Raw genomic sequence first — 26,638 nt, 5'->3', positions numbered from 1 at the left:
GCGCTGAACCTGAGGCTGCAAAAATCACTTGCAAGCCGGAGCGGTCTATGGCTCGTTAGTAGCACATCGACCTGAGACAGCGTTTGTCACTGAGTTTTCGGCTCAAACCCAAACGGATGTAGGCCCCTAGTTCATGGGGTCAGGTCCTGAAACTCCCGCGTGGAGGCAGGACCAACTGTGCACTCAGCTCCTCCTCCGCCGGAACCAACGGACGGAGGAAATGATGAATAGCCAGGACCATCCCAAGAAAGCCAGCCCGGCGGCCGCAAAGGTCGACGACATTAAGACAACAAGCAAAGCACCTTCCGGCGGCAGCAAGAAGCTTGCCGCCAAGGGCAAGATGTTCTCTGACAAGATGAAAGAGCAGCTGCAGGCAAAGTCTCGCTCGCGGCGCAAAGAGCATGCGGCAAGAACAAGGGTCGTTGATGCTGCATCTCGCCCTGCGCGCAACGACCTCTCCCCAGAGCTTGTGGTTACCGAAAAGCCCTTGGCTGACCTTCAACCCTCGCCAAATCGAACGCGTATCACTTCGCCCGAACAACTCGAGAAAGTGATTTCGTCGATCCGTTTATTCGGATTGGTGATGCCCGTGCTGATCGATCAGAATGATGTGGTCGTATCCGGCCACATCCTGTGCGAAGCAGCAGAACAGCTCGGTTTCAAGAGTGTTCCCTGCATCTCGGTCGAACATCTCGACAACGCTGAAATCGAAGCACTTGCGCTCGCCCTCAATCGCGTCGGTGAGACAGGCGCCTGGGACACGGACCTGCTGCGCGAACGGATGATCGCCCTCGAGTCAGACGGGATCGATCTCACAAGCACTGGCTTTACCCTGCCCGAGATCGACCAGATTACGCTCCTGTCCCAACCGGCTGATGGTGACAACGACGCTGACGAGTTCGAGGAAGATGAAGACGACAGGCCTGTCGTCTCGCGCCTCGGCGATCTGTATCAGCTCGGCGTTCATCGGCTCCACTGTGCAGATGCGCTCAAAGCAGCATCATATGAGGCGCTGCTGGAAGGGCAGCTTGCCCAATGCATCTTCAGCGATGCGCCCTATGGTTGCGGGATCGAAGGATTTGTCAGCGGGCTGGGCAAGCACAAACATGAGGACTTTCTCATGGGCGCTGGCGATCTGGACCGCGAGGAGCTCCAAGACTTCTTCGGGACCTATCTGGGCCACTGCAAGGCGTTCAGTTCACCCGGCGCGATCATATTTGCCTGCATGGATTGGAGGCAGCTAGACGCGTTGCTTCTTGCTGGGCTGGATGTCGGCCTCACCCGCAACAATATCGCGGTATGGGATAAAGGATCCGGCGGCATGGGAGGGCTCTACCGTAATGCCCATGAGTTCGTTGCGGTCTTCTGCAATGGCAAGACAGCTGCCACCAACAATATCGCGCTCGGCCGGTATGGTCGGGATCGCTGTAACATCTGGCGCTATCCTGGAGCCAACCGGCCGGGCTCTTCATCAGCCAAGGCGCTGGCTGATCATCCCACGCCCAAGCCCCTGCCGCTGGTCGAGGATGCGCTGCTCGATGTCACCAATCGCGGCGATATCGTGCTTGATCCCTTTATGGGATCGGGGAGCACCATTCTAGCCGCCGAGAACACCGGGCGCATTTGCTACGGAATCGAGCTCGATCCCAAATATGTCGACCGGGCCATCCGCCGCTGGGAGCGCGAGACGGGCGAGCCTGCCATTCACATCGAGACAGGTCTGACCTTCGACGAGCTCGCTCAGCGCCGTATTTCAGAGGGGGTGACAAGCCATGGCTAAGACCCCCAAGAAGAAGTCCTCCAAATGGGGCAAGGGCAAGACCGATCCTGCGACCTGGTGGAAGAAGGGCGGCCCCTCCCCCAACCCTAAGGGACGCCCCAAGGGCTCGAAGAACCAGAAGACGCTTTGGAAGGAAGCGGTCCAGAAGAAGATCACCGTCAACTTCGATGGCGAGACACAGAAGATGACCAAGCAGGAGCTGACCTACCACCAGCTCGCGCAGAAGGCGGCCTCTGGCGATCTCAAGGCCATCGCCATGCTCCTTAATCTCGATGAGAAGTTCGATCCTGGCGAGACCATTCCGCCCACCAAGGCGGAGTCCGCCGCCGACTTCGACACGCTCGAGGAATGGCTCAAGCTGAAGGAGAAATTCAAGGCTTTCAAACAATCAGATGAGGAGGATGATCATGGCTGATCCCTTCGAACTGCGCCGGATCGTCGATGACCTGTGCCGCAAGGACTTCTTTGCCTTCGCAATCCGTGCATTCCCGATCCTCGAGCCCGGCAAGCTCTACATGGCACCGCATATCGCTATCATCTGCTTCCTGCTGATGAAGGTTTTTCGAGGAGATGTCCGGAGAGCGCTTGTCTGCATCCCGCCGCGCTATCTGAAGACTTACCTCATCTCGATCGCCTATCCGGCATGGCTGCTTGGTAAGGATCCCAAGACACGAATCATCTGCGCGTCCTATGGGACAGACCTGGCCGAGAAGTTCAGCGCCGATACGCTCAAGCTGATGAAGTCGGCATGGTACAAGCGGATCTTTCCGAACACCCATCTCGATCCCAAGCAGCAGAACAAGACCGAGATCGGGACCACGGTCGGGGGCTATCGCTTCGCCACGTCGACAGGGGCAACGCTGACCGGCCGCGGGGCAGACGTGATCATCATCGATGATCCGGTCAAGGCCAGCGAAGGCCATTCACCCACGGCTCGAGCCAGGTGTATCGAGTGGTTCCAGTCGACCATTCACACCCGCTTCAACCATCCGAAGAAGGGCCGGCTGATCGTGGTCGCGCAGCGACTGCACCAGGAAGATCTTCCCGGGCATATCATGGAGACAGGAGGGTGGGAGGAACTGATCCTCCCGGCGATCCAGCCAACGACCAAGGTCTTCGATATCGTCGAAGGTGGCAAAAAGGCGAAGTTCGTGGCTGGCCGCATCCTCCAACCTGAGCGCCATGACCTTGAAGACCTTGAGCAGCTCAAAAAGGAGATGGGAGAGTTCGACTTCGAAGCCCAGTTCAACCAGAGCCCGCTGCCTCCGGGAGGCGCTATTATCAAGGAACAGTGGGTTAAGCGCTACGAGAAGCCTCCCAAGCCATCCCAGACCATGGCTATCGTCCAGAGCTGGGATACGGCCTATGAAGGCGATGAAGAAAGTGCCTGGAGCGTTTGCACCACGTGGGCGATATGTCCGGACGGCTTCTATCTACTCGACGTCTGGCGCGAGCGCCCCAGCTTTCCTGACCTGGTCAAGGCAGTCTACAAGCTCAAGGCGATGCACAAGGCAAAGCTCGTCATAGTCGAGAAGAAGGCCAGCGGCATCAGCCTGATCGAGACCATCAATGGTCTCGAGGGCCAAAAATGGCTGGTCAATCTCTCTCCATCAACAGGCAAGGTCGAGCGCACAGAGCAGCAAGCCGTGAAGTTTGAGCAGGGCAAGATCTGGCTACCAGAGGAAGCCCCCTGGCTTGCTGCCTATGAGGGGGAGCTGTTCACCTTCCCACACTGCAAGTTCAAGGACCAGGTAGACGCAACCGTGCAGTTTCTTGCCGCCACTGACTATCACAAGTTCAAGATGCTCCTGAAGCATCTCTGACCCTCATCTGAAAAGCCAATTGCTAACGAGCCCGGTCTGCATGTGCAGACCGGGCTTTTTCGTGTTCTGGCGCGCGCACCCTTCTACCAAGCAACTGTTCTCTCTTGTGAAAGGGAGCCGCCAGTGCTCGCATTCCGTGTTCTTCTCATGATTTTCCGTGTTTTTGGGGCGATAACACGGAAAAATCCCAATCCGGTACCACGCAAAAGGGCCGCAGAGAAAACCGGCCAAATGGGCTGAAAATCTCTTTGAAATCCGCTCTCTCTAGTACCGGATCACGGCCCAAACGCCGCAGAACTGCGGGGTTCTGCGAGGCAACTTCTCACATGTGAGGAAAGCTCGAGACTAGGTGGCGGAGAGGGTGGGATTCGAACCCACGATACGGTTGCCCGTATACCGCATTTCGAGTGCGGCGCATTCGACCTCTCTGCCACCTCTCCGCATGATCAGGTGCGCTTGTTCGGCCTCAGGGCCCGGTCGAAGCGAGCGAGGCGGTTAGCTGAAGCGCCATCGCTTGCCAAGTCCCCTTTCGCCCTAAAACTGGGGAATCTGCACTCCTCAAGTCTTGTTTTGCACCTGCGAAGAGCCATATCATCCAGACTATGGACAGAGCCGTGTTCTTTTCCGCCCAAGCGGGCCGCGAAATCGAGGCCCCCCGACATGCTTCGGCACGCTTTGGAATAGGCGACGTGGTCCGCCACCGCCTGTTCGATTTCCGTGGCGTCATATTCGACGTAGATCCGGTCTTCGCCAATAGCGAGGAGTGGTACCAGTCGATCCCCGAGGACATGCGCCCGCGCCGCGATCAGCCGTTCTATCACTTGCTCGCAGAGAATGAGGATAGTTCCTACGTTGCCTATGTCAGCCAGCAGAACCTGCTTGGCGATGCTGCGGGCGGCCCGGTCGACCATCCCAACGTCGAAGAATTGTTCGAGCAGTTCCGCAATGGCCGTTATCGGATGCGCCGCGCGCTGACCCACTAAGTCGGCACACTCAATCCTTGATTTTCCAGCCGGATTTCAGGATGCGGTAGATTATTACGCCCATCACGAGGTTTAGCGCGAGCAGACCCAGCCCGGCGATTACAACGGCCCGCTCGTCACCGATGTCGCTCTGACCGATAAAGCCGTAGCGGAAGCCCGAGATCACGTAGAAGAACGGATTTGCACGGCTGATCGCCTGAAATGCCGGTGCCAGATTGTCGATCACGTAAAACGTGCCCGAAAGCAGCGAAAGCGGCGCGACGACAAAGTTGGTGATTGCCGCATTGTGATCGAATTTTTCCGACCAGATGGATGTCACGAGCCCGAGCAAGGAGAGCATCAGTGAACCCATCAGGCCGAACCAGACCACGGCCCACAAATGCTCGATCGTAAGGGTGACGCCTGGCCAGAGGGCCATGGCGATGCCGACAGCGCCACCGACCATGACGGCGCGCGTCACTGCTGCGGCAAGAATCCCGCTCATCAATTCGCCTTCCGACAGAGGTGGCATCAGCAAGTCGATGATCGTTCCCTGGATCTTGCCCGAAAGCAGCGAGAAAGAGGAATTGGCGAAGGCATTTTGCATCATGCCCATCACGATCAGCCCCGGCGCAACGAAACTGGCGAAGGGTACGCCCAGCACTTCGCGCCCTCCCCGGCCCAGCGCGACCGAGAAAATGATGAGAAACAGCAATGTCGTGACGGCCGGACCCCAGATTGTCTGGGTGTGCACCTTGAGAAACCGGCGAACCTCCTTAATATAGAGACTCCACAATCCTATGCGGTTGATGCCGGTGATGATCGGCTCGCCCCGCGCAGGAAACCGGCTTCCCTCGCCGGCGATTTTACCATTGAGGGACGCGTCTGCAGACCCCTGGTTGCTGCCGGGGTTCGTTTCAGGACTAGCAGGTGCTTGATCGGCCATGATCGCGCGGTTAGGGCCACAGGCGAGTGCTGGCAAGCGCGGCGCGCATTAGAAACGGGATTTGATAAACCGATGAGTTGGACTGACGAGCGTATCGCAACGCTCAAGAAGATGTGGGAAGGCGGTTCTACCGCCAGCCAGATCGCCGATGAACTGGGCGGCGTCAGCCGCAATGCGGTGATCGGCAAGGCGCACCGGCTGGGCCTCAAGGCTCGCCCCTCCCCCGTCAAGGCAAACGAGAAGAAGGCTGCGGCCAAGAAGCCGGCGGCCAAGGCTGCACCCAAGAAGTCAGCGCCCAAGCCTGCACCGGCCAAGCCTGCGGCGAAGCCTGCACCGAAGGTGGATGCGCCAGCTGCCAGCCAGCAGGCGACGGATGGCATTCCTTCGCAGCCAGTGCCCAACCCGACGCCCGATCTGCCAAAGATCGTCTCGGTCGGTCCGGGCGGCTTCCTGCGGCAGGGTCCAGGCGACCAGCAGGCGCCGATCCCGCCCGCTCCGCCCCGCCGCCTTGTGCCGGCCAAGCCGAGTCCCGAGATTGCCGACAAGACGAGCCTGCTCGACCTGTCGGACAAGGTCTGCCGCTGGCCGATGGGCCACCCGGGCGAGCCCGATTTCCATTTCTGCGGGCAGGACGTGAACCCCGGGTTCCCTTATTGCGTCGAACACTGCGGACGCGCCTATCAGGCACAGCTGCCGCGTGGTGCACGCCGTCCCCCTCCGCCGCTGCCGTTCGGCGGTCCAAGGGTTCGCTAAAAAGGGCGCCGACAATTACGAGTTCAAGGGGCCCGGCCATCCATCGCGATCGCCGGGCCTTTTTACAGAGAGAGAACAATTATGGGCCTTTCGCTTTACGATGCATTCGTGCCGAGCGCGCGGCAGATCCTCCACGGGCTTCGCGGCCTCGTCGACAAGGGTGAGGCCCATGTCCGTGACAGCGGGATTGCAGATAGCGAATTGCTGGAGGCACGCCTTGCCGACGATATGTGGACCCTTCCCTGGCACGTGCGCGCCTGCTGGGTGCACACCGCCTATACCTTCGACCAGCTCAAGGATGGCGAGTTTACACCCGACTTCACCGATATCCCCGCCGATTGGGACGCGATGCGCGCGATGATCGACGATGCGCTTGGCAAGCTGGACCAACTCGACGCCGAGGCGGTGGATGCGCTGTCAGACAAGACCATCGGCTTCGTCCTGGGCGGCAAGCGGTTGATGGAACTGACCGGTCAGGATTTCCTGCTCAGCTTCAACCAGCCAAACTATTATTTCCACGCCACCACCTTCTACGACATCCTCCGTGCGAAGGGCGTCGCGCTGGGCAAGCGCGATTTCATGGGCCCCGTCCGTATCAAGACCTGAGGTCGATCGATGAGAAATGTCAGCCTTGCAGCGACCGCTGCCCTTCTTGCCATGCCGTTAGCCGCGCACGCCGAGGTGCCCGAACCGGTGCGCGCGATGATCGATGCCGCAATCGAGAGCGGCGACAAGGATGCCGTCGCCACGGTGATCGGTCTCGCGAAAAAGACCAATCCTGACAATACGGCCGAGCTCGACGCGATGCTGGCGGATTTCAATGCCGAGCAGGAAGCGCTCGCGGTGCAGGAAGCAGAGGCGAAGGAAGAAGAAATTCGTTCCGCCGGGCTGTTCGACAACTGGACCGGCAAGGGCGAGCTTGGCGGTTTCCGCGCGACCGGCAATTCTTCGAACACCGGGCTGACCGCGGGCCTCGCCCTGAAGCGTGAGGGGATCGACTGGACGCACAAGCTCAAAGGGCGGGTCGACTATCAGCGCAGCAACGGGGTGACGACGCGCGAGCAGTTCTTCGCCGCCTACGAGCCAAACTACACGATTTCCGACCGGCTGTTCGCCTATGCGCTGGCGCAATATGAACGCGACCGGTTCCAGGGCTTCTCGGCGCGCTATGCAGTCTCGGGCGGGCTTGGCTACCAGATCGTCGAAAACGAGAGCCTGCAGATATCGGCCAAGGCGGGTCCGGCCTACCGCGTGAGCGAGTTCATCGACGGACGCAGCGAGAGCCGCATAGCCGCCCTTTTCGGGGTCGATTTCGACTGGAAGATCACCGACAGCCTGACGCTGACGCATGACACCAATGCCGTGGCAGAAACGGGCGGCTCGGCGACCGTGATCGTCGATTCGAACAACACCAGCATCAACCTCGTCACCGGCCTGAATGCGAAGATCAGCGACAAGCTGAGCACGCGCTTTTCCTACGGCATCGATTACGACAGCAACCCGCCGCCGGGCGCGGTCAAGACCGACACGCTGAGCCGGGTGACGGTGATCTACGATTTTTGAACCAGCTCGGTGGTGTAAGCACTTCCGCTATCGACCCGATTGTGGACGTTCATACCGGATCAGTGCCTGTAGCGTGAGCGCTCTTCCGCCCATGTCTCGTCAGCGAGATTCTCACGCATGTTCGCGTCGAAAGCTTCAAACGAAACGTCAGCCGGATGCACTGCTTCCAAACCGCTTTGTATGTTGAGCCTAGCGAGTTCCGACAGGGCTTGATGGAAAGACCAAGCCCCTATGACGAGCCAGTCATCGTCGGCAAACTTGGGCTCCAGACTGTCGTAGCAATGCACCACGCTCCAAATAGGGTCCTCTTCGCTTGAACTTGCATCGCCCTTCAAAATGATGGAGTTCGGCCACGAGGTGCGGACGCGTTCAAACAGTTGCCGAGCTTCCATTGCAACAATCTAGAGATTTGGACTGCGTTGTTCCAGCGGCCAACGAAGAACGCCCATACTCGGACGTTCGGCAAACTAGCCCTTCTTTGCGAACCAGATCGTGTGGCGCGGGCCCTTGTTGTTCGGTCGCGCGCGCACTTCGCGCACCTCGACGTCGAAGCCTGCATCCTTCAGGCGCTTGGTGAACTTGTGATCGGGCGCAGCTGACCACACGGCGAGGATGCCGCCGGGGTTGAGCGCCTCGCGCGCCTTGGCCAATCCGGTGCGCGAATAGAGCCTCTCGTTCCCGTCGCGCACGATTCCGTCGGGACCGTTGTCGACATCGAGCAGGATCGCATCGAACTTGTGGCAAGTGCCGTCATTGGCATCGTCGATCAGCGCCGCGACATCGCACAGCACGATTTCCCCGCGTGGATCGTCGAGTGTTTCGCCGGTCAGATGCGCCAGAGGCCCCCTCGCCCAGTCGAGGATTTCCGGCACCACTTCGGCGACGACCACCTCGGCCCCCTCGGGAGCCTCCGCCAGCGCCGCGCGATAGGTGAAGCCCATGCCATATCCGCCGATCAGCATGCGCGGCGCGGCGGCGGAGAGTTCCGCCAGCGTCAGCACCGCAAGCTGTTCCTCCGAATATTGCATTCGCGTGCCCATCAGCTCGTCACGTCCGAGCATGATGATGAAGTCGCGACCGTGACTGATCAGCGTCAGCGTGTCGCCGCCCGGGATTTGCGCGGTGTCTATGGTTTCGCGTGGAAGCATGGTTTTCTCTCTATAGCGCGTCGCGCCAAACAAAAAGGGCCGCCCTGTCGAGCGGCCCTTCTTGTGTTTAGGTTCTTGAAGGATCAGTCCTTCAGGAAGTCCGGCACATGGGCTGCGCCATCGTCGCCGCCCTTGCTGCCGCCGTCACCACCATCACGGCCGCCGCGACGTCCGCCACGGTCACCGCCACGACCACCACGGTCACGGTTGCCGCGCGGTCCACGGCGGTCGCCACCACGGTCACCACGCGGTTCGCGCGGCGGGCGGGTGTCTTCCAGCTCTTCGCCGGTTTCCTGATCGACGACGCGCATCGACAGGCGGACCTTGCCGCGGTTGTCGATCTCGAGGACCTTGACCTTTACTTCCTGGCCTTCGGAAACGACGTCGGTCGGCTTCTCGACCCGCTCGTTCTTCATTTCGCTGACGTGGACGAGACCGTCCTTGCCGCCCATGAAGTTCACGAACGCACCGAAGTCGACGATGTTGACGACCTTGCCGGTGTAGATCTTGCCGACTTCGGCTTCCTCGACGATGCCTTCGATCCACTTCTTCGCGGCTTCGATTTCATCGGCATTCGAAGAACTGATCTTGATCACGCCTTCGTCATCGATGTCGACCTTGGCACCGGTTTCGGCGACGATCTCGCGGATGACCTTGCCGCCCGTGCCGATAACGTCACGGATCTTCGATTTGTCGATCTGCATCGTTTCGATACGCGGAGCGTGCTTCGAAACGCCGCTGCGTGCGGAGCCCAGCGCCTTGTTCATTTCACCCAGGATGTGCGCCCGGCCGGCTTTCGCCTGCTCCAGCGCGGTCTGCATGATTTCCTTGGTGATACCGGCAACCTTGATGTCCATCTGGAGCGAGGTGATGCCCTTCTCCGAACCGGCCACCTTGAAGTCCATGTCGCCGAGGTGGTCCTCGTCGCCCAGGATGTCCGAAAGCACGGTGAACTCGTCGCCTTCGAGGATAAGCCCCATGGCGATGCCGGAAACCGGACGTTCGATCGGAACGCCGGCGTCCATCATCGACAGACAGCCACCGCAGACGGTCGCCATCGAGCTCGAGCCGTTCGACTCGGTGATGTCCGACAGAATGCGGATCGTGTACGGGAAGTCCTCGTGATCGGGCAGAACCGGGTGCAGCGCACGCCATGCGAGCTTGCCGTGGCCGGTTTCGCGGCGGCTGGTGAAGCCGAAGCGGCCCACTTCGCCGACCGAATAGGGCGGGAAGTTATAGTGCAGCATGAAGTGGTTGTAGGAGAGACCCTCCAGACCATCGATCATCTGCTCGGCATCCTTGGTGCCAAGCGTGGTGGTGCAGATCGCCTGCGTCTCGCCGCGGGTGAACAGCGCCGAACCGTGCGTACGCGGAAGCAGGCCGACCATCGCCTCGATCGGGCGGACCTGGTCGGTCTTGCGGCCGTCGATACGCTGGCCATCCTTGAGGATCGCCTTGCGCACGATGTCGCTTTCCAGCTTCTTCACCAGCTTGAGACGGCCCATGTATTCGGCCGGATCGCTCTCGGCGAGATCGGCATAATGCTCGCGCGCCTTTTCGCGGGCGGCATTGACTGCGTCCTGACGGGCCGACTTGTCGGTGATCTTGTAAGCAGCAGCCAGATCGTCACCGATGACGCCGCGCAGCTCTTCGAGGGTCGCCGACTTGTCTTCGACCTTGTCGAGTTCCCACGGCTCCTTGGCAGCCTGTTCGGCGAGATCGATGATCGCACCGATGACCTTGCGGCTTTCCTCATGCGCGAACATGACGGCGCCGAGCATTTCTTCCTCGGTCAGTTCCTTGGCTTCGGACTCGACCATCATCACCGCGTCCTGCGTCGCGGCAACGACGAGGTCGAGACGACCTTCTTCGTCGAGCGCCTTGTCGAGGCTCGGGTTGAGTTCGTATTCGCCATTGCGGAAGCCGACGCGTGCAGCGCCGATCGGGCCCATGAAGGGCACGCCCGAGATGGTCAGCGCAGCCGAAGCGGCAATCATCGCGACGATATCGGGTTCGGTCTCACCGTCGTAGGAAAGGACCTGCGCGATGACGTTGATTTCGTTGTAGAAGCCTTCCGGGAAGAGCGGACGCACGGGGCGGTCGATCAGGCGGGAGGTCAGCGTTTCCTTCTCGGTCGCGCGGCCTTCGCGCTTGAAGAAGCCGCCCGGAATGCGGCCGGCTGCCGAGAATTTCTCCTGGTAGTGAACGGTCAGCGGGAAGAAGTCCTGCCCTTCCTTGACGCTCTTGGCGGCGGTCACGGCGCACAGCACCACGGTTTCGCCATAGGTGGCCAGAACGGCGCCGTCAGCCTGACGGGCAATCTGACCGGTTTCGAGGGTGAGGGTCTTTCCGCCCCACTCCAGCGATACAGTTTTCTTGTCGAACATTGATTTTCCTTATGAACCCGGGGGGCCTTATTGCCGCGCGGGGCCTACATATTCCGGGTATTCCGTCCCGGTCCGGTGCGGGGCTAATCGCGCCCCTTTCGTCCGCTCCCAGCCGAATTGCTTGGAAGGCAGACTTGGGTCGGATCGCGAACCCGAAAACCGGGTTCCACTTTTCGTGCGATCCTTCCAAAAACAAAGGGCGGCCTTTGAGCCGCCCCTTGCAAAACTCTTACTTACGAAGACCCAGCTTCTGGATCAGCGCGTTGTAGCGCTCCACGTCCTTCTTCTTCAGATAGGCAAGAAGGTTGCGGCGCTTGTTGACCATCATCAGCAGACCACGACGCGAGTGGTTGTCCTTGTGATGATCCTTGAAATGTTCGGTAAGGTTGCGAATGCGCTCGGTGAGGATCGCGACCTGAACTTCCGGACTGCCCGTGTCATTGTTGCCCTGGGCGTTGTCCTTGATGATTTCCGTTTTCTTTTCGGCAGTTACCGACATGTATGTTCTCACTTACTCAGCGACATCTGGAAGATTGAAACCCCTGACGACTTTGGCCGTCCCGCCACTGACTTCCATCAGCGCAACCGGGACATCGCCCAGCTTCGCAAAATAGAGCCCGTCGCTTTGGGGCATTCCCGAAAGAACCCGGCCCTGGCGGGCCGCCTGCGCACTATCGGGATCGAGTGAAAGGGCCGGGATGTCGTCCAGCCCCGCCTCGAGCGGCAGGAGTAGGTCTTGAAGTGGCGCGCCCTTACCGATTTCGTTCAATTTGTCCAGCGAAATCGCCTGTTCCTCGCGGAACGGGCCGGCCTTGATCCGCCTTAGATAAGTGACGTGGCCGTAAGTTCCAAGGGCATGCGCGATGTCCCGTGCGAGGCTGCGGATATATGTGCCCTTGGACACATGCGCGATGAGCGTGACGCTTTCCGCCAATTCGAGCGGGGCTGAGGGATCGTAAGGGTCGGGCCGGCCGCGCGTGGTGCTAAAGGCGGAGTCCACTTCCTGCCCTGCCTCATAAGTCGACGCCATGTCGAGCGAATGCACCGTTACACGCCGCGTCTTGATCTCGACATCCTCCCCCGCCCGCGCCCGGTCATAGGCGCGCTCGCCGTCGATCTTGATCGCGGAATAGGCGGGCGGAACCTGCTCGATCTCGCCGGTGAAATGATCGAGCACGGCCGCGACCGCAGCCATCGGCGGGCGACGGTCGGTTCGCTTGACCACCTCTCCCTCGGTGTCGAGCGTGTCGGTTTCCTCGCCGAACTGCACGGTGAACTCGTAGATCTTGCTCGCATCGAGCATCCGCCCGGCGAGCTTGGTCGCCTCGCCCAGCGCGATGGGCAGCACGCCTTCGGCCAGCGGGTCGAGCGTCCCGCCGTGCCCCACCTTCGCCTTGGCATAGCCGCCTTCGCGCAGGTTCCGCTTTACCGCCGCGACTGCCTGGGTCGAGCCGAGTTCGCGCGGCTTGTCGAGGATGATCCAGCCATTTGGTGCAGGTTTTTTGGTATCGGTCACGCGGTCCCTCTAGCCAAATGGAGCCGCCCGCGCCATGCCTGCCAGCGTGGAAAGCCAATACGATCTCCTCATCATCGGCGGCGGCATCAACGGCGCGGGCATCGCCCGCGATGCGGCGGGGCGCGGCGCAAAAGTGCTGCTGGTCGAGAAGGACGATCTCGCCAGCCATACCTCCAGCGCCTCGACCAAGCTGGTTCACGGCGGTCTTCGCTATCTCGAACATTTCGAGTTCCGCCTCGTTCGCGAAAGCCTGATCGAGCGCGAGCGGTTGCTCAGGATCGCCCCGCACATCATCTGGCCGCTGCGCTTCGTGCTGCCGCATGACAAGGGATTGCGGCCCAAATGGATGCTGCGGCTCGGCCTCTATCTCTATGACAATCTCGGCGGACGAAAGCTGCTGCCACCCACGCGAACGGTGAACCTGCGCGCGCCTCCGCATGGCGAAGTCTTGGAAAACCGGCTGACAAAGGGCTTCGAATATTCCGATTGCTGGGTCGAGGATTCGCGCCTCGTCGTGCTCAACTGCATGGATGCGCGCGATCGCGGCGCAGAAATCCGCACGCGCACCGAATGTGTCGCGCTGGAACGGCATGACACGCACTGGAGGGCGACACTGAGCGGTCCCGAAGGAGAGCAGACGGTCACCGCCAGCACGGTGGTCAACGCCGCCGGGCCCTGGGTCGATGCGGTGCTCGGCAAGGCCATGCCGAGCGAGGCGCATACTAACCTGCGCCTTGTTAAAGGCAGCCACCTCGTCTTCCCCAAGCTCTACGAAGGCCGTCACGCCTACATCTTCCAGAACCGCGACAACCGGATCGTCTTCGCCATCCCCTACGAGCGCGAATACACGCTGGTCGGCACGACCGACGTCCTGTTCACCGGCGACCCGAACCATGTTGAAATCTCCGAGGAGGAGCGGCGCTACATTTGCGATGCGGTGAACGAGTACCTGCGGATCGACGTCTCGCCCGATCAGGCGGTGTGGGACTATTCGGGCGTGCGCCCGCTCTACGACGATCACAAGTCCGACAATTCGACCGTAACGCGCGACTATGTCTTCGATCTGGACGAGGTCGGCGGCGCGCCGGTCCTCTCGATCTTCGGCGGAAAGATCACGACCTATCGCAAGCTTGCCGAACACGCGCTCGAGAAGCTGGGCGATTTCGGAGAGGGATCATGGACAGCCGACACGCCGCTGCCCGGTGGCGATATCGACCCGGCGCGCTTCGACAATTGCTTCGCGGAGACCTTGGCGAAATATCCCTGGTTCGGGCCGCAGGGCGTCCTGCGCCTGCTGCGCGCATATGGCACGCGGATCGAAGCGATCCTTGGGGAGGCAAGCGGGCTGGAAGACCTCGGCGAGCATATGGGCGGCGACCTATACGAAGCCGAACTGCGCTACCTGGTCGAGGAAGAGTTTGCGCGCAGCGCCTCAGACGTCCTCTGGCGGCGCAGCAAGCTCGGCCTCCATCTGGACGAAGCCGCGCAGGCACGCATCGCCGACTGGTTCGCGAAGAACGTCAACTGATAGAGTTTGCCAGCGCGAGGTAATTGCGCAGGGCCCATTCGACCGGCGGGCCGAGCGTCTTGTCGAGCACGCCCCATTCGGGCGCAAACCATGTCAGCAGGACCAGGCCGAGGAACAGCAGCATGCCGAAGGGGCGCAGCTTCTCATAAAGGTGCACGTAGCGGCGCGGCATCAGCCCCTCGACAATATGCGATCCGTCGAACGGCGGAATCGGCAACAGGTTGAAGATGCCGAGGAAGATGTTGATCAGGATGAAGTAGAACAGGCCCTGCACTGCCAGCGTCGGTTCGGCATTGATATCCGGCTGCAGCGTTGGCGCGAGCAGGCCCAGCGCAATTGCGCCAACCGCTGCCAGCACGAAATTGGTACCCGGCCCTGCCGCGGCAACCGCCATCATGCCGAAGCGCGGATTGTCGAGCCGGTCCTTGCGGACCGGCACCGGCTTGGCCCAGCCGAAAATCGGCGCACTCATGAGCGCCAGCAGACCGGGAACCAGGATCGTGCCCACGGGATCGACATGGCGCAGAGGGTTGAGCGAAAGCCGGTTTTGCTCCTTAGCCGTCGGATCGCCGAGCGCCAGCGCGGTCCAGCCATGCGCCACCTCGTGAAAGACGATGGCGACGATCAGCGCCGGGATGAGCACGATGGCAAGGGTAAGCGTGTCGGTCATGCTGGACAGATAATGCGCGCAGGTCCGCTCAACCAGTCCACTCGCTCTTTAGTAGTCCATAAAGTGCGGTATCGCGCCGATATCCGGTCCAGGTGACGATATCCTGCCGGATCGTCCCCTCGCGCACCGCCCCCAGCTTTTCGACCGCGCGCATCGAGCGGTGGTTCCGCGTGTCGACGCGGAACTCGACCTTGACGAAGCCCTGTTCGAAAGCACGTTCGATCATCAGCTTCTTCATCGCGTGATTGAATGCGCCGCCACGGACGCGAGGCGTAATATAGGTCCCGCCGATCTCGATCACGCCATAGATGGTCGGGCGGATATAGTGGCTCATCCCGACCACTTCGCCGGTCGCGCAATCGACGGCGGCGAAATTGGTCCAGTCGCTCATCGTGCGCATCATGCCGAGCGCCGTGTCGAATTGCTCGCCGCCGAAATTGGCCGGATAGATCTCCCAGATCTCCTGATCCTCGGCGCAAACAGCGCGGAGCGGTTCGACGTGACGATCGTCCAGCGGCTCTAGCCGCACCGGCGCCAGTTCGAGAGGCGCCGCAAGCTCAGCCATCGAGCGCTTCGGTAAAATGTCTGCGGCACAGCGCGACATAGCGGTCGTTTCCGCCGATTTCGGTCTGCGCGCCCTGCTTCACCGCCTTGCCGCTGGCATCGACGCGCAGGTTCATGCTCGACTTGCGTCCGCAGTGGCAGATCGCCTTCAGCTCGACGAGCGCGTCGGCAATGCCGAGCAGCCCTGCCGAACCGGGGAAGAGCTCGCCCTGAAAATCCGTGCGCAGCCCATAGCAGAGGACAGGTATGCCCGCCTCGTCCGCCACGCGCGCTAGTTGCCAGACCTGCTCTTTCGTCAGGAATTGCGCCTCATCCACCAGCACGCAGCCAAGCGGCTCGACCTTGTGTGCGCCCTGAATTTCCGCCCAAAGGTCTGTCTCCGGCGTGAACCTGTGCGCATCGGCGCCCAGCCCGATCCGGCTTTCGATGGCTTTCTCCTCACTGCGGTCGTCCAGCGCAGCGGTCCACAGCATGGTGTGCATACCGCGCTCGCGGTAGTTGAAATCGGCTTGCAGCAGCGTCGTCGATTTCCCAGCATTCATGCTGGCATAGTAGAAGTAGAGCTTGGCCATGACCGCTCGAATAAAACCCCCACCCACTATTAGCCAGTGCTGTGCATCACACCGTTCACAGGGCAGACATATGCCCGTGGCGATGCTAGCGATAGGACCACAACGCCAAGAAGAGGGTTAACGGGAATGGCAGAAGCGGCAGCCGAACAGCGCGGAATTCTGGGCTGGATCGAACGAAGCGGTAACAAGCTACCCGACCCCGTTTTCCTGTTCTTCTGGCTTATCGCGATCCTGGTGCTCGTCTCGATCGTCGCGAGCCTGCTGGGCTGGTCGGCGCTTCACCCGACCGAGATCGATGAAGCGACCGGCACAGCGAGCGTCATTACCGCATCGAGCCTGCTCTCACCGGAAAACATCCAGCGGCTGTGGGTCGACATGCCGCAGACCTTCACCCACTTCCATCCGCTGGGATACGTTCTGGTCGTGATGCTGGGCGCCGGTGTGGCCGAGCGTGCAGGACTGTTCGGCACCGCGATGAGGGCCGGCGTGCGCAACGCTCCCACGATCCTGCTGACACCGCTGGTGGTGCTTGTCGGGATGCTTGGAAACCTTGCCGCCGATGCGGCCTATGTGGTGCTGATTCCGCTCGCCGGGATCATCTTCCACGCCGCCGGACGGCATCCGGTGGCGGGCATCGCGGCCGCTTTCGCCGGGGTCTCGGGCGGCTTCTCGGCCAACCTCCTGCCCGGTCAGCTCGACGCGCTGCTCTTCGGGATTACCGAGGCGGCGGTCGAAACCGTCTTCGGTGATTTTACCCCCAACATCGTTGGCAACTGGTACTTCATCGCGGCGATGACCTTCGTCTTCCTGCCGGTGATCTGGTACGTCACCGACAAGATCATCGAGCCGCGCCTTGGCCCGTGGAACGCTTCGATGGCAGGCAATGCCGTCTCTCCCGAACAGCAAGGGGAAGTGGCCGACGGCGATCGCGCGCTGACCGATGGTGAGCGCAAGGGTCTGCGCCGTGCAGGCCTCGCCGTTCTCGGCGTGGTCGCGCTCTGGTTGCTCTTCACCTTCGGTCCGGGCACGCCGCTGATCGACGAAACCGCCACACCCGAAGCGCGTCTCAACCCGTTCTATCGCAGTCTCGTCGCAGGCTTCTTCATCCTCTTCCTCCTCGCAGGCTGGGCCTATGGCTCGGCCGCCGGTACGATCAGCAATCACCGCGATCTGGTGAAGATGATGTCCGGCGCGATGGAGGATCTCGCGTACTACCTCGTCCTCGCCTTTGCCGCCGCACACTTCGTGGCGATGTTCGCCTGGTCGAACCTTGGCCTCATCCTCGCGGTTCAGGGCGCGGACTTCCTTGGATCGTCAGGTCTGCCCGCCTGGGCTCTGCTGGCCGCGATCATCCTCGTTTCCGCCCTGCTCAACATCTTCGTCGGCTCGGCGAGCGCGAAATGGGCGCTGCTGAGCCCGGTTCTGGTGCCGATGCTCATGTTGCTTGGAATCTCGCCCGAAATGGCAACCGCCGCCTATCGCGTCGGCGACAGCGCGACCAATATCATCACACCGCTGATGGTCTATTTCCCGCTGATCCTGATCTTCTGCCAACGCTGGCAGAAGGACTTCGGCCTCGGCTCGCTCGCCGCGACCATGCTGCCCTATTCCGTGGGCCTGATGATATCGGGTCTTGCGCTGACGATCGCGTGGGTCGTGTTCGACCTTCCGCTTGGTCCGGGTGCGGAGGTGTTCATGGAAGTGCCGGCAACGGTAAGCGGCGGTGAGGCCGTGCCCGCCAGCTAGGGCGCTCTATTCCTCGTCGTCGAGGTCGCGCGCGACCTTCGGATCGCGCAGCAATTTCTCGATGCGGTCGGCTTCCTCGAAGCTTTCGTCGGCACGGAATTTCAGCTTTGGCGCGAACTTGAGGCCGAGGCGTTTCGCCACCTCCCGCTGGAGATAGGCGGTGTTCTGACGCAGCGCCTTCACCACGCTGTCTTCCTCGGCACCGAGCAGCGGCTTCACATAGGCGGTCGCGTTCCTGAGGTCGGGCGTCATCCGCACCTCGGTAACCGCGATATTGGCGGCATTGACGATATCGTCATGCACTTCGCCGCGCGCAAGCAGCTCGCTCAGGATATGGCGAACGCGCTCGCTGACCTTGAGGACGCGAACGGAATGCTGTTCGGCAGTGAATTGTTCGCGGCGGGCCATCAGGCGCTCTCTTCCGGCGGGGGAACAGGCCGCGCCGTTGGAATTGCGGTCGAGGTGGCGCGAGCTAGCACCTGACCTTCTTCGGTCTGGAGCTCGCCCTCGAGGAAGATTACCCGACGTCCGGCGCGCACCACCTTGCCCCTGCCGATGATCGTTGCGCCTTCGGGGAGGAGACCCAGCAGTTGCATCGATATCTCGAGGTTGAGCGGGGCCTGCTCGCCGCCGGTCATCGCAACATAGGCATAACCCATGACGTCATCGAGATAGCCCGCGACGAGGCCACCCTGCACGCCGCCGCGCCAGGTGGTCATCGGCCGCTTGACCTCGAAACGCATGGTCGCCGTCGCGCTCTCCTCGTCATACCCGATGAACTCGGAACCGAGGAGAGCGCTATGCGGCGATCCGTGCTCGCCTGTCTGGTCGTCCGGGAAAAACGCCTCGGTCACAGCGTCCGTTCACGCTCCTCGACTTCGAAGACTTCCAGTTGGTCGCCCGCCTGAATGTCGTTCGTATCGGCGAGGACCACACCGCATTCGAGACCGGCACGGACTTCGTCGACATCGTCCTTGAAGCGGCGCAGCGACGCGATGGTCGTGGCCGAAACGATGACGTCTTCGCGGGTGAGACGGGCGTGGAGACCCTTGCGGATGACGCCTTCCTCGACCAGCAGACCGGCCGCCTTGTCGCGCTTGCCCGAGCGGAAGACTTCCTTGACCGCAGCACGGCCAACGACGTTCTCGATCCGCTCCGGACCCAGTTCGCCCGCCATTTCCTTCGCGATTTCCTCGGTCAGGTGATAGATGACGTCGTAATACTTCATCTCGACACCGTCGCGCTTCACCAGTTCGCGTGCCTTGGCATTGGGGCGAACGTTGAAGCCGATGATCGGCGCGTTCGAGGCCGAAGCCAGCGAAACGTCGCTCTCGGTGATGGCACCCACACCTGCATGCAGCACGCGCACCTTGATCTCGTCGTTCGAGAGGTTGTGGAGCGCGGTGGTGATCGCCTCGACCGAACCCTGCACATCGGCCTTCACCAGGACCGGGAATTCGATCACATCGGCGGCGAGGTTGTTGAACATCGTGTCGAAGCTGGTCGGAGCGAGCGCAGTGCGCTTTTCCGTCGCCTTTTCCTGACGGTACTGGGCAACTTCGCGGGCACGCTGTTCGTTCTCGACCACGGTCAGGGTATCACCGGCACTCGGCACACCGCCGAGGCCAAGAACCTCGACCGGCATCGAAGGCCCGGCTTCCTTGATCTGCTTGCCCTGGTCGTTGACGATCGCGCGAACACGGCCACTCTCGGTGCCGACGACGAAGGTATCGCCGCGCTTGAGCGTGCCGCGCGTGATCAGCACGGTTGCGACAGGGCCGCGGCCCTTGTCGAGCTGCGCTTCGATCACGGTCGCTTCGGCCATGCGATCGGGGTTCGCCTTCAGTTCGAGCAGTTCGGCCTGCAGCGCGATCTTCTCGAGCAAATCGTCGAGACCGGTCTTCTCCTTGGCGGAGATTTCCACGTCCTGCACATCACCCGACAGCTTCTCCACGATCACTTCGTGTTCGAGCAGACGGTTGCGGATGTTGTCGGCATTGGCTTCCGGCTTGTCCATCTTGTTGATCGCAACGATCATCGGGACACCGGCCGCCTTGGTGTGATTGATGGCCTCGATCGTCTGCGGCATGATGCCGTCGTCGGCTGCCACAACCAGCACCACGATATCGGTGACATTGGCACCGCGCTGACGCATTTCGGTGAATGCGGCGTGGCCCGGGGTATCGAGGAAGGTGACGGTATCGCCCCCCTTCGTCTTCACCTGATAGCTGCCGATATGCTGGGTAATGCCGCCGGCTTCGCCCTTCACGACATTGGCGCCGCGCAGCGCATCGAGCAGCGAGGTCTTGCCGTGGTCGACATGGCCCATGATCGTGACCACCGGCGGACGCGGCTTGAGCGTGTCTTCCGGATCGTCGTCCTCGGTCGAAACGATATCGACGTCGGCTTCTGAGACCTTCTGGATGTTGTGCCCGAACTGTTCGACCAGCAGCTCTGCGGTATCCTGGTCGATCGTCTGGTTGACGGTGACCATCATGTCGAGATTGAAGAGTTCCTTGACGAGGTCGGCGCCCTTCTCGCCCATGCGCTTGGCCAGTTCGCCGACGGTGATCGCCTCCGGGACGATAACGTCGCGGACCTGCTTTTCACGCGGCTTGGAGGGGCCACCCTGCGTCCGGCGTTCCTTCTCGCGCGCACGCTTCAATGCGGCGAGCGAGCGGGCACGACGACCTTCGTCCTCGTTCAATGCCTTGGTAACGGTCAGCTTGCCAGAGCGGCGCTTGTCCTTGCCGCCGCCACCAGCACCGCGAGCAGGCTTTTCTTCCTTCTTCTTCGGCGGCTTCTTCGGCTCGGGGCGGGCGACCGGCGTGAACTTGCGCGCGACAGGAGTCGGCGTGCTCTCGGCAGGTGCCTCTTCGGCAGGTGCATTGGCAGCCGCTTCCTCGGCCGCCGCAGCAGCCTTGGCTTCTTCGGCAGCGCGCTTCTCGGCCTCTTCTTCGGCCTTGCGGTTTTCTTCGGCGCGCTTTTTCTCGTCGGCGGCGGCCTGTTTGGCCTGCTGGTCTTCACGCTTGCGCGCTTCTTCGGCCAGCTTCAGACGCTCTTCCTCGGCCTCGCGCTGGAGGCGTGCGACACGCTCCTGCGGAGTTTCGGAAGACGCCGCAGGCTTCTTCGGAGGAGCCTTCTTGGGCTCAGGCTTCTTGGCCTCGGGCGCGGGTTCGGGCGCCGGTGCCGGGGTCGGCTCGGGTGCAGGCGCAGGCGTTTCGCCCGGCTTCACGAGCTTGCGGCGGCGCTTGACCTCGACCGCGACCTTGTTGGTCCGGCCATGGCTGAAGGTCTGCTTGACCTCGCCAGGCTGAGAACCCTTCAGGCTCAACGGTTTACGGGCAGGTTTTTTATCTTCGTCGCTCATCTAGCTCGCTTTTCCTTCACGCATTCAATTCATCGTCCAGGGCATTTGTATCCGCAGCGGGATGCCCTTCATCCGCAAGGCCAGAGCCGTGCAAATAGTTCTCCAGTCGCTGCAAGGCGACCCCCACGCGCTGCGCAGAACGCGCATCCGCAAGTCCGAGGTGGACGACGTTGTCGCGGCCCAATGCCACAGACAAAGCCGCCCGGTCCAGAGGCAAGACATGCCCCCGCTCTCCGCTGCCTTCCGCATCGCGCCCGACGCGCCATGCCTGGTCGAGCTTCTTGCGCCCGTCCTCGCTCGCGTCAGCTGCATGCAGCAGCAGGGCAATACGCCCCGTTCGCGCCTGTTCGGCGATCCGGTCGGACCCCATCACGAGGCTGCCGGCGCGCAATTCGAGACCGAGCCGGTCGCGCAAGCTACGCAGCAGCGCATCCTCGATCATTTGCGGCAGGTCTGCCGGGATATCCAGCGCGCCCCCCTTGAAGGCCCGCGCCAGCGCACCTTTCAGATGGCCCTTGGCAAGCGCCGCTTCAAGCTCTGCGCGCGAAACGCCGATCCACGCGCCACGTCCAGGCGCCTTGGCGGCAGGATCGGGCAGCACCAGACCATCGGGCGAGATAGCCAGCCGCACTAGATCTTCGCGCGGCTGCGTCTCGCCGGTCAGGATGCACCGGCGTTCCGGGCAGGACTTCGCGCGCTCCGATTTACGGGGCTGCGAAGCGTCAGCGATGTCGGACGTCAGGCGCTCATTGGGTGGAGTCCGCATCGGCGGCCTCCTGGGTGTCGGGTTCGGCAGCCGGAGCTTCGGCGGCAGCCGGCTCCTCGTCGTCGAACCAATGTGCACGGGCAGCCATGATGATCTCGTTGCCCTGCTCTTCGGAGAGGCCGTATTCGCCCAGCACTCCGCCCTTGTCCTGTTCACGGATCGAGGGACGACGCATCGGCGGACCGTCGGCATTGTTGTTCCGGCGGCGCGGCGCTTCGCGCTTCTTCTGGATGAGCTCGTCGGTGGCGAGGTCGGCCAGATCGTCGAGCGTCTTGATGCCCGCCTTGCCCAGCGTCACCAGCATGGATTCGGTGAGGTGCGGCAGTTCGGCAAGATCGTCCTCGACGCCCAGCGCCTGGCGCTCTTCGCGATAGGTCGCTTCCTGGCGGTCCAATGCTTCCTGCGCACGGCTCTGCAGTTCCTGCGCCAGCTCTTCGTCGAAACCTTCGATGCCAGCGAGCTCGTCGAGCTCGACATAGGCGACTTCTTCCAGCTCGGCGAAACCTTCTGCTACGAGCAGCTGCGACAGCGTTTCGTCGACGTCGAGCTCTTCCTCGAACATCTTCGAGCGCTCGGCAAACTCTTTGGAGCGCTTCTCCGAGGCTTCTTCCTCGGTCATGATGTCGATCTGGTGACCGGTCAGCTGGCTGGCGAGACGCACGTTCTGGCCGCGGCGACCGATGGCGAGCGAGAGCTGATCATCGGGCACGACGACTTCGATACGGCCTTCTTCCTCGTCGAGCACCACGCGCGCCACGGTGGCGGGCTGGAGCGCGTTGACGACGAAGGTCGCAGTGTCTTCGGACCACGGAATGATGTCGATCTTCTCGCCCTGCAGTTCCTGCACGACGGCCTGGACGCGGCTACCCTTCATGCCGACACAGGCACCGACCGGGTCGATGCTGCTGTCGTGGCTGATAACGCCGATCTTGGCACGGCTGCCCGGGTCGCGGGCGGCGGCCTTGATCTCGATGATGCCGTCGTAGATTTCGGGCACTTCCTGCGCAAACAGCTTGCGCATGAAATCGGGGTGCGCGCGGCTGAGGAAGATCTGCGGGCCGCGGTTGTTGCGTTCGACCTTGGTGATAAGCGCGCGGACACGCTCGCCGACACGCGCGGCTTCGCGCGGGATCTGCTGGTCGCGGCGGATGACGCCTTCGGCACGGCCCAGGTTGACGATCACGTGGCCGAACTCGACCGACTTGATCACGCCGGTGATGACTTCGCCTGCGCGGTCCTTGAACTCTTCATACTGACGCTCACGTTCGGCATCGCGGACCTTCTGGAAGATCACCTGCTTCGCGCTCTGCGCATCGATGCGGCCGAGATCGACCGGCGGCAGCGGATCGACGATGAAGTCACCGATTGCCGCATCGGCTTCGAGCTTCTGCGCCTGCTTGAGATCGACCTGCTTGAAGTAGTCTTCGACTTCCTCGACCACTTCGACGACGCGCCACAGCTTGAGATCGCCGGTCTGCGGGTCGAGCTTTGCGCGAATGTCGTTTTCAGCGCCATAGCGGTTGCGCGCGCTCTTCTGGATCGCCTCTTCCATCGCTTCGATGACGATCGACTTGTCGATCATCTTCTCCGATGCGACCGCATTCGCGATTGCGAGCAATTCTGCCTTGTTGGCGGAAATAGCACTGGCCATCAGGTATCAGCCTTTTCTTCTTCGTCTTCGACTATGTCCTCGGCACCACTGGTGTCGAGCGGTTGTGTGGCAGCGATCAGCTCGTCGGTCAGGACCAGCTTGGCGCTGTGAATGTTTGACAGCGGGAAAGAAACCTCGCCCGCCTTGTTATCCGCGATCGTGACGGTTTCGCCGTCGATGCCGACCAGCTTGCCGCGCAGGTTGCGCAGGCCATCCTGCTTTTCGACCAGCGAAATCTTCGCTTCGTGGCCGGCCCAGTCGGCGAAATCCTTCGCGCGGGTCAGCGGACGGTCGATGCCGGGAGAGCTCACTTCGAGGTGATAGGCCCCTTCGACCAGCACTTCGCCCGCTTCCTCGCGCGCGTCGATCGCGTCCGAGACGCGGCGCGACAGGGCGGCGCATTGTTCGATGATCAGCTGGCCCGTCGCCGGGTCTTCGGCCATGATCTGCAGCGCCATGCCGCCGTCACCGGCTTCCGAAGGCATCATCTTCACGCGCACGAGGTCGAAGCCGAGCGCTTGCGCTTCGGGTTCGATCACTTCTGTAAGGCGTGCGATGTCAGCCATTCGGTCTCCGGTTGTTCGGACATAGTCGCAAAAAGGCGTTTCGGGCCGGCCCCTTGCGGCGCCAGCATCCAAACCTTGAAACGACAATGTCGGGATGGCGGCTAGATAGGCGCGCCAGTCAAGGATTGCAACGAAAAAGGGCCCGGCGCGAACCGGGCCCTTGATGCGACCGTCGGTACCGAACCGATTGCCCTGTTATCAGTGCGCGTGCTCGTCGTGCCCGCCTTCATAATCGTCGGGCGTCCAAGTGACGTGGGTGACGAATTTCACGCCCGCGACTGATTTCTCGAACTTGAAGGGCTTGCCATTGGGCAGATAATCGACCGGGCGGCCCCATGTGTCCGGCGTGTTGCCGACAGCAGGAAGCGCGACGCGGGCCTTGTTCTTGCCCTTTCCGCCACCGGTGCCGTCAGGCTTGCCGCCGCCTCCGCCGCCGCCTTTGCCTCCACCCTTGCCGCCACCGCCTGTGCCGCCATCGCCGGTGTCACCGCCATCTCCGCCGGTGCCGCCACCATACATCCAGCCGAGCTCTTCGTAGTCATGCGCGTCGGGATGCTCGTTGTCCTGCGGCCAGCTGGTGTATTCCATGCAGGACAGCGTTTCGTCGGTCGAAAAGTTCTCGTTCTGGTGGCCGAGCCCATAATCATGGCCGATTTCCTGACAGGTGACGAGCTGGCGCCAGCTGTAGGTGTTGTAGGCGGCGCGCTCGAAATAGTTGTCGTTGAGCTTCGTCGTGCCCGCGATGATCTTGCCACTCGAAATCGCGATGCTGGCGAGGCCCAGCCAGCCATTCGCACCATAGTCGCCATTGCAGACCTGGATCGTGCCCGTGACCATGCTGCAGGAAGAATTATTGCCGCTTTCGATCGCCGCCGAGATATGCGGAGATGCGTTCCAGTCGGCCACCGCCTGATCGACATAGGCAGTCCAGCGGCTGTCCGTATTGTCGACCACCGGCGCGGTGACCGGGCCGTTTGCCCAGGCATAGGTGCCCCATTGATGGTGCGCGAGCAGTGGCGACGCCGCAAGGCCGATCACGAGGATCGAGGCTGTCATGCCGTACATTTGTAAATTGGTCCGCTTCACAGATCCGTCCCCCATGCTTCGGTTGGTCTGCTCGATTTCTGAAAGAAGCGGGCTAATTCGGTGACAAGAAACAGCACTGACGAAGAAGCCTAACGGAAATTTATCCTGATCTCTTTTGATGCGCCAAAGAAAAAGGGCCCGGCGTGAACCGGACCCTTTTCATTCTTACGACGGTTTGTCCGATCGATTAGAAACGGCGATCGCCGCTGTGCTGACGCGGGCCTGTTTCCTCATGGTGATGATCGCCCATGTCGGCGTCGGGCGTCCAGGTCACATGCGTGATGATATCGTAGCTCGACATGCTCCGCTTGAAGACATTGGGGCGGCCCTGCTGGTCGAAGGCGATTGCCTGGCCCCAGGCTGCCGGCGTGTTGCCAGAATTGCCCAGCTTCTTGCCTTTACCACCGCCCTTACCGGGGTTGCCGCCGGTGTCACCACCATCGCTGCCGCCATGGCTGTGCGCATAAATATTGGCGAGCTGGTCGAAGTCATGCTGGTCCGGCGTCTTGTCGATCGCGGTCGGAGTGGAAGTGTATTCCATGCAGGAATCGGTTGTATTGGTGCTGAAATCCTCGTTCTGGTGACCGAGGCCGTAATCGTGGCCGATCTCCTGACACATCACCAGCTGGCGCCATACGTCAGTGTTGTACTGCGGCATCGCGTAGTAGAAGTCGTTGAGCTTGGTCACGCCGCCGATGATGTGGGTTTCGCGGCCGCGGGTCGCGCTGATGCTCGCGATGCCAAGCCAGCCAACATCGCCGTAGTCGTCATTGCAGACATGAATCTCGCCAGCGACGATCGGACAGGCGGTGTTGATGCCCGACCCGCGCGAATAGGGCGACTGGATGTAATCGGAAGCGTTCCAGTCAGTGACCGCAGTTCTCGCGCGGTTGCTCTGCGCCCATTCGCCGGTAGTAAAATCGACTACCGACACGGTGATTTCATTGCTGGTACGTTCCCAGTGGTAATTGCTCCAGGAATGGTTTGCCATGGCCGGCATCGCCAGCAAGCCAGCGCCCACTGTTGCTGCAGAAACCAGCGCCAACGACTTCTTTGAAATATTTCTCAAGACCCTAACTCCCAATAATCCGGTCGGTTCGAGAGAAAATCCCAATACTCGCTGCCCGAGACCGACCAACCCCAATTTTCGAACCATAACGAACCATCGATCAGCAGCAAGAAGCGGTGCACCCTTATTTTGCGGTCATGTGCAAAAGTGAGACGCAGCCATCGCGCAACTA

At 61.5% G+C, this 26,638-nt stretch carries 27 protein-coding genes and 1 tRNA gene; 10 read left to right on the top strand and 18 right to left on the bottom strand.

Annotation, left to right across the window (positions count from 1 at the left end; genetic code table 11):
- Nucleotides 1-220: 220 nt before the first annotated feature.
- From CCE89_RS10425 to terL, 3 genes are read left to right on the top strand one after another with little or no spacing between them, the layout of a single operon-like run.
- Nucleotides 221-1,780 (top strand): site-specific DNA-methyltransferase, encoded by a 1,560-nt coding sequence (locus CCE89_RS10425; RefSeq protein WP_234990031.1) that lies wholly within the window; start codon nt 221-223, stop codon nt 1,778-1,780.
- Nucleotides 1,773-2,195 carry a DUF5681 domain-containing protein gene (locus CCE89_RS10420; RefSeq protein ID WP_086437935.1) on the top strand — a complete coding sequence of 141 codons (423 nt, stop codon included), beginning with the start codon at nt 1,773-1,775 and terminating at the stop codon, nt 2,193-2,195. Before CCE89_RS10425 ends, CCE89_RS10420 begins: the two co-directional genes overlap by 8 nt.
- Entirely contained in the window at nt 2,188-3,603 is a 1,416-nt protein-coding gene (gene terL, locus CCE89_RS10415; protein WP_159456640.1) for a phage terminase large subunit, read from the top strand. Before CCE89_RS10420 ends, terL begins: the two co-directional genes overlap by 8 nt.
- A 350-nt stretch (nt 3,604-3,953) precedes the next feature.
- Here terL and CCE89_RS10410 read toward each other — a convergent pair.
- Nucleotides 3,954-4,043: transfer RNA gene (locus CCE89_RS10410), tRNA-Ser, on the bottom strand.
- Between the two features lie 162 nt (nt 4,044-4,205).
- On the opposite strand from CCE89_RS10410, the gene hspQ reads away from it, so the two are divergent.
- Nucleotides 4,206-4,586 (top strand): heat shock protein HspQ, encoded by a 381-nt coding sequence (gene hspQ, locus CCE89_RS10405; protein ID WP_086437933.1) that lies wholly within the window; start codon nt 4,206-4,208, stop codon nt 4,584-4,586.
- Between the two features lie 10 nt (nt 4,587-4,596).
- Here the strand turns inward: hspQ and CCE89_RS10400 are convergent, their stop codons facing one another.
- Entirely contained in the window at nt 4,597-5,511 is a 915-nt protein-coding gene (locus tag CCE89_RS10400; protein ID WP_086437932.1) for an ABC transporter permease, read from the bottom strand.
- 72 nt (nt 5,512-5,583) lie between these two features.
- On the opposite strand from CCE89_RS10400, the gene CCE89_RS10395 reads away from it, so the two are divergent.
- The 3 genes from CCE89_RS10395 (at nt 5,584) to CCE89_RS10385 (ending at nt 7,827) form a co-directional block, all read left to right on the top strand.
- Nucleotides 5,584-6,264 (top strand): GcrA family cell cycle regulator, encoded by a 681-nt coding sequence (locus tag CCE89_RS10395; protein ID WP_086437931.1) that lies wholly within the window; start codon nt 5,584-5,586, stop codon nt 6,262-6,264.
- An 81-nt stretch (nt 6,265-6,345) separates the two neighbouring features.
- Nucleotides 6,346-6,870: a DUF1993 domain-containing protein gene (locus CCE89_RS10390; RefSeq protein ID WP_086437930.1), complete on the top strand. Its 525-nt coding sequence runs from the start codon at nt 6,346-6,348 to the stop codon at nt 6,868-6,870.
- Between the two features lie 9 nt (nt 6,871-6,879).
- The gene (locus tag CCE89_RS10385) at nt 6,880-7,827 is read left to right on the top strand and encodes a DUF481 domain-containing protein (RefSeq protein WP_086437929.1); all 948 of its coding nucleotides are present in this window, start codon (nt 6,880-6,882) and stop codon (nt 7,825-7,827) included.
- Between the two features lie 59 nt (nt 7,828-7,886).
- Here the strand turns inward: CCE89_RS10385 and CCE89_RS10380 are convergent, their stop codons facing one another.
- The 5 genes from CCE89_RS10380 to truB form a co-directional block, all read right to left on the bottom strand.
- Nucleotides 7,887-8,219 (bottom strand): hypothetical protein, encoded by a 333-nt coding sequence (locus CCE89_RS10380; RefSeq protein ID WP_086437928.1) that lies wholly within the window; start codon nt 8,217-8,219, stop codon nt 7,887-7,889.
- A gap of 75 nt (nt 8,220-8,294) precedes the next feature.
- Complete coding sequence (locus CCE89_RS10375; protein ID WP_086437927.1) at nt 8,295-8,975, bottom strand: polyamine aminopropyltransferase; 681 nt, start codon at nt 8,973-8,975, stop codon at nt 8,295-8,297.
- An 83-nt stretch (nt 8,976-9,058) separates the two neighbouring features.
- Nucleotides 9,059-11,362 carry a polyribonucleotide nucleotidyltransferase gene (gene pnp, locus CCE89_RS10370; RefSeq protein WP_086437926.1) on the bottom strand — a complete coding sequence of 768 codons (2,304 nt, stop codon included), beginning with the start codon at nt 11,360-11,362 and terminating at the stop codon, nt 9,059-9,061.
- Nucleotides 11,363-11,591: 229 nt separating this feature from the next.
- Nucleotides 11,592-11,861, bottom strand: coding sequence for a 30S ribosomal protein S15 (rpsO, locus tag CCE89_RS10365; RefSeq protein ID WP_086437925.1), 270 nt, complete (start codon nt 11,859-11,861; stop codon nt 11,592-11,594).
- 12 nt (nt 11,862-11,873) lie between these two features.
- Nucleotides 11,874-12,878, bottom strand: coding sequence for a tRNA pseudouridine(55) synthase TruB (gene truB, locus CCE89_RS10360; protein WP_086437924.1), 1,005 nt, complete (start codon nt 12,876-12,878; stop codon nt 11,874-11,876).
- 34 nt (nt 12,879-12,912) lie between these two features.
- Between truB and glpD the strand changes: the two genes are divergently transcribed.
- The gene (glpD, locus tag CCE89_RS10355; protein ID WP_200810324.1) at nt 12,913-14,406 is read left to right on the top strand and encodes a glycerol-3-phosphate dehydrogenase; all 1,494 of its coding nucleotides are present in this window, start codon (nt 12,913-12,915) and stop codon (nt 14,404-14,406) included.
- Here the strand turns inward: glpD and CCE89_RS10350 are convergent.
- Genes CCE89_RS10350 through CCE89_RS10340 form a run of 3 tightly spaced genes read right to left on the bottom strand, consistent with a single transcriptional unit; the run spans nt 14,399 to nt 16,212 of the window.
- A complete protein-coding gene (locus CCE89_RS10350) occupies nt 14,399-15,076 on the bottom strand; it encodes a site-2 protease family protein (protein WP_086437923.1) in 678 nt (225 codons plus the stop codon). The two genes, glpD and CCE89_RS10350, sit on opposite strands and share 8 nt — an antisense overlap.
- Nucleotides 15,077-15,104: 28 nt before the next feature.
- Nucleotides 15,105-15,641: a GNAT family N-acetyltransferase gene (locus CCE89_RS10345; RefSeq protein WP_086437922.1), complete on the bottom strand. Its 537-nt coding sequence runs from the start codon at nt 15,639-15,641 to the stop codon at nt 15,105-15,107.
- The gene (locus CCE89_RS10340; protein WP_086437921.1) at nt 15,634-16,212 is read right to left on the bottom strand and encodes a thymidine kinase; all 579 of its coding nucleotides are present in this window, start codon (nt 16,210-16,212) and stop codon (nt 15,634-15,636) included. The genes CCE89_RS10345 and CCE89_RS10340 overlap by 8 nt, the downstream gene beginning before the upstream one ends.
- Nucleotides 16,213-16,338: 126 nt before the next feature.
- Here CCE89_RS10340 and CCE89_RS10335 point away from each other — a divergent pair, with 126 nt between their 5' ends.
- Nucleotides 16,339-17,958 carry an AbgT family transporter gene (locus tag CCE89_RS10335; RefSeq protein ID WP_086437920.1) on the top strand — a complete coding sequence of 540 codons (1,620 nt, stop codon included), beginning with the start codon at nt 16,339-16,341 and terminating at the stop codon, nt 17,956-17,958.
- A gap of 6 nt (nt 17,959-17,964) precedes the next feature.
- Here the strand turns inward: CCE89_RS10335 and rbfA are convergent, their stop codons facing one another.
- The 8 genes from rbfA to CCE89_RS10295 all read right to left on the bottom strand — a co-directional run bounded on the left by rbfA (nt 17,965) and on the right by CCE89_RS10295 (nt 26,388).
- Nucleotides 17,965-18,366 carry a 30S ribosome-binding factor RbfA gene (rbfA, locus tag CCE89_RS10330; protein ID WP_086437919.1) on the bottom strand — a complete coding sequence of 134 codons (402 nt, stop codon included), beginning with the start codon at nt 18,364-18,366 and terminating at the stop codon, nt 17,965-17,967.
- Nucleotides 18,366-18,812: a PaaI family thioesterase gene (locus CCE89_RS10325; protein WP_143256017.1), complete on the bottom strand. Its 447-nt coding sequence runs from the start codon at nt 18,810-18,812 to the stop codon at nt 18,366-18,368. Before CCE89_RS10325 ends, rbfA begins: the two co-directional genes overlap by 1 nt.
- Nucleotides 18,809-21,328 (bottom strand): translation initiation factor IF-2, encoded by a 2,520-nt coding sequence (gene infB / locus CCE89_RS10320; RefSeq protein WP_086437918.1) that lies wholly within the window; start codon nt 21,326-21,328, stop codon nt 18,809-18,811. The genes CCE89_RS10325 and infB overlap by 4 nt, the downstream gene beginning before the upstream one ends.
- 16 nt (nt 21,329-21,344) lie before the next feature.
- Nucleotides 21,345-22,094 (bottom strand): DUF448 domain-containing protein, encoded by a 750-nt coding sequence (locus CCE89_RS10315; protein WP_086437917.1) that lies wholly within the window; start codon nt 22,092-22,094, stop codon nt 21,345-21,347.
- Nucleotides 22,075-23,745: a transcription termination factor NusA gene (gene nusA, locus CCE89_RS10310; RefSeq protein ID WP_086437916.1), complete on the bottom strand. Its 1,671-nt coding sequence runs from the start codon at nt 23,743-23,745 to the stop codon at nt 22,075-22,077. The genes CCE89_RS10315 and nusA overlap by 20 nt, the downstream gene beginning before the upstream one ends.
- The gene (gene rimP, locus CCE89_RS10305) at nt 23,745-24,311 is read right to left on the bottom strand and encodes a ribosome maturation protein RimP (RefSeq protein ID WP_086437915.1); all 567 of its coding nucleotides are present in this window, start codon (nt 24,309-24,311) and stop codon (nt 23,745-23,747) included. Before rimP ends, nusA begins: the two co-directional genes overlap by 1 nt.
- A 198-nt stretch (nt 24,312-24,509) precedes the next feature.
- Nucleotides 24,510-25,397 carry a hypothetical protein gene (locus tag CCE89_RS10300; RefSeq protein ID WP_143256016.1) on the bottom strand — a complete coding sequence of 296 codons (888 nt, stop codon included), beginning with the start codon at nt 25,395-25,397 and terminating at the stop codon, nt 24,510-24,512.
- A gap of 187 nt (nt 25,398-25,584) precedes the next feature.
- Nucleotides 25,585-26,388 (bottom strand): hypothetical protein, encoded by an 804-nt coding sequence (locus tag CCE89_RS10295; RefSeq protein ID WP_143256015.1) that lies wholly within the window; start codon nt 26,386-26,388, stop codon nt 25,585-25,587.
- On the opposite strand from CCE89_RS10295, the gene CCE89_RS15160 reads away from it, so the two are divergent.
- The gene (locus tag CCE89_RS15160; protein ID WP_143256014.1) at nt 26,387-26,617 is read left to right on the top strand and encodes a hypothetical protein; all 231 of its coding nucleotides are present in this window, start codon (nt 26,387-26,389) and stop codon (nt 26,615-26,617) included. The genes CCE89_RS10295 and CCE89_RS15160 overlap by 2 nt on opposite strands.
- Nucleotides 26,618-26,638 lie beyond the last annotated feature (21 nt).

It is taken from the genome of Altererythrobacter xiamenensis (assembly GCF_900177715.1).
Lineage (GTDB): Bacteria > Pseudomonadota > Alphaproteobacteria > Sphingomonadales > Sphingomonadaceae > Erythrobacter > Erythrobacter xiamenensis.
Note: the sequence above shows the minus strand (reverse complement) of the source record. Positions and strands in the feature narration are given on the sequence as shown.

Coding starts and splice junctions, on each gene's coding strand:
- nusA (WP_086437916.1), bottom strand. CDS start 23,745: ATGGCCAGTGCTATTTCCGCCAACAAGGCAGAATTGCTCGCAATCGCG.
- CCE89_RS10350 (WP_086437923.1), bottom strand. CDS start 15,076: ATGACCGACACGCTTACCCTTGCCATCGTGCTCATCCCGGCGCTGATC.
- CCE89_RS10315 (WP_086437917.1), bottom strand. CDS start 22,094: ATGCGGACTCCACCCAATGAGCGCCTGACGTCCGACATCGCTGACGCT.
- CCE89_RS10295 (WP_143256015.1), bottom strand. CDS start 26,388: ATGGCAAACCATTCCTGGAGCAATTACCACTGGGAACGTACCAGCAAT.
- hspQ (WP_086437933.1), top strand. CDS start 4,206: ATGGACAGAGCCGTGTTCTTTTCCGCCCAAGCGGGCCGCGAAATCGAG.
- CCE89_RS10390 (WP_086437930.1), top strand. CDS start 6,346: ATGGGCCTTTCGCTTTACGATGCATTCGTGCCGAGCGCGCGGCAGATC.
- CCE89_RS10420 (WP_086437935.1), top strand. CDS start 1,773: ATGGCTAAGACCCCCAAGAAGAAGTCCTCCAAATGGGGCAAGGGCAAG.
- CCE89_RS10425 (WP_234990031.1), top strand. CDS start 221: ATGATGAATAGCCAGGACCATCCCAAGAAAGCCAGCCCGGCGGCCGCA.
- pnp (WP_086437926.1), bottom strand. CDS start 11,362: ATGTTCGACAAGAAAACTGTATCGCTGGAGTGGGGCGGAAAGACCCTC.
- infB (WP_086437918.1), bottom strand. CDS start 21,328: ATGAGCGACGAAGATAAAAAACCTGCCCGTAAACCGTTGAGCCTGAAG.
- glpD (WP_200810324.1), top strand. CDS start 12,913: ATGCCTGCCAGCGTGGAAAGCCAATACGATCTCCTCATCATCGGCGGC.
- CCE89_RS10395 (WP_086437931.1), top strand. CDS start 5,584: ATGAGTTGGACTGACGAGCGTATCGCAACGCTCAAGAAGATGTGGGAA.
- CCE89_RS10385 (WP_086437929.1), top strand. CDS start 6,880: ATGAGAAATGTCAGCCTTGCAGCGACCGCTGCCCTTCTTGCCATGCCG.
- CCE89_RS10380 (WP_086437928.1), bottom strand. CDS start 8,219: ATGGAAGCTCGGCAACTGTTTGAACGCGTCCGCACCTCGTGGCCGAAC.
- rbfA (WP_086437919.1), bottom strand. CDS start 18,366: ATGGCCCGCCGCGAACAATTCACTGCCGAACAGCATTCCGTTCGCGTC.
- CCE89_RS10345 (WP_086437922.1), bottom strand. CDS start 15,641: ATGGCTGAGCTTGCGGCGCCTCTCGAACTGGCGCCGGTGCGGCTAGAG.
- CCE89_RS10375 (WP_086437927.1), bottom strand. CDS start 8,975: ATGCTTCCACGCGAAACCATAGACACCGCGCAAATCCCGGGCGGCGAC.
- rimP (WP_086437915.1), bottom strand. CDS start 24,311: ATGGCTGACATCGCACGCCTTACAGAAGTGATCGAACCCGAAGCGCAA.
- terL (WP_159456640.1), top strand. CDS start 2,188: ATGGCTGATCCCTTCGAACTGCGCCGGATCGTCGATGACCTGTGCCGC.
- CCE89_RS10400 (WP_086437932.1), bottom strand. CDS start 5,511: ATGGCCGATCAAGCACCTGCTAGTCCTGAAACGAACCCCGGCAGCAAC.
- rpsO (WP_086437925.1), bottom strand. CDS start 11,861: ATGTCGGTAACTGCCGAAAAGAAAACGGAAATCATCAAGGACAACGCC.
- CCE89_RS15160 (WP_143256014.1), top strand. CDS start 26,387: ATGGCCGGCATCGCCAGCAAGCCAGCGCCCACTGTTGCTGCAGAAACC.
- CCE89_RS10340 (WP_086437921.1), bottom strand. CDS start 16,212: ATGGCCAAGCTCTACTTCTACTATGCCAGCATGAATGCTGGGAAATCG.
- CCE89_RS10335 (WP_086437920.1), top strand. CDS start 16,339: ATGGCAGAAGCGGCAGCCGAACAGCGCGGAATTCTGGGCTGGATCGAA.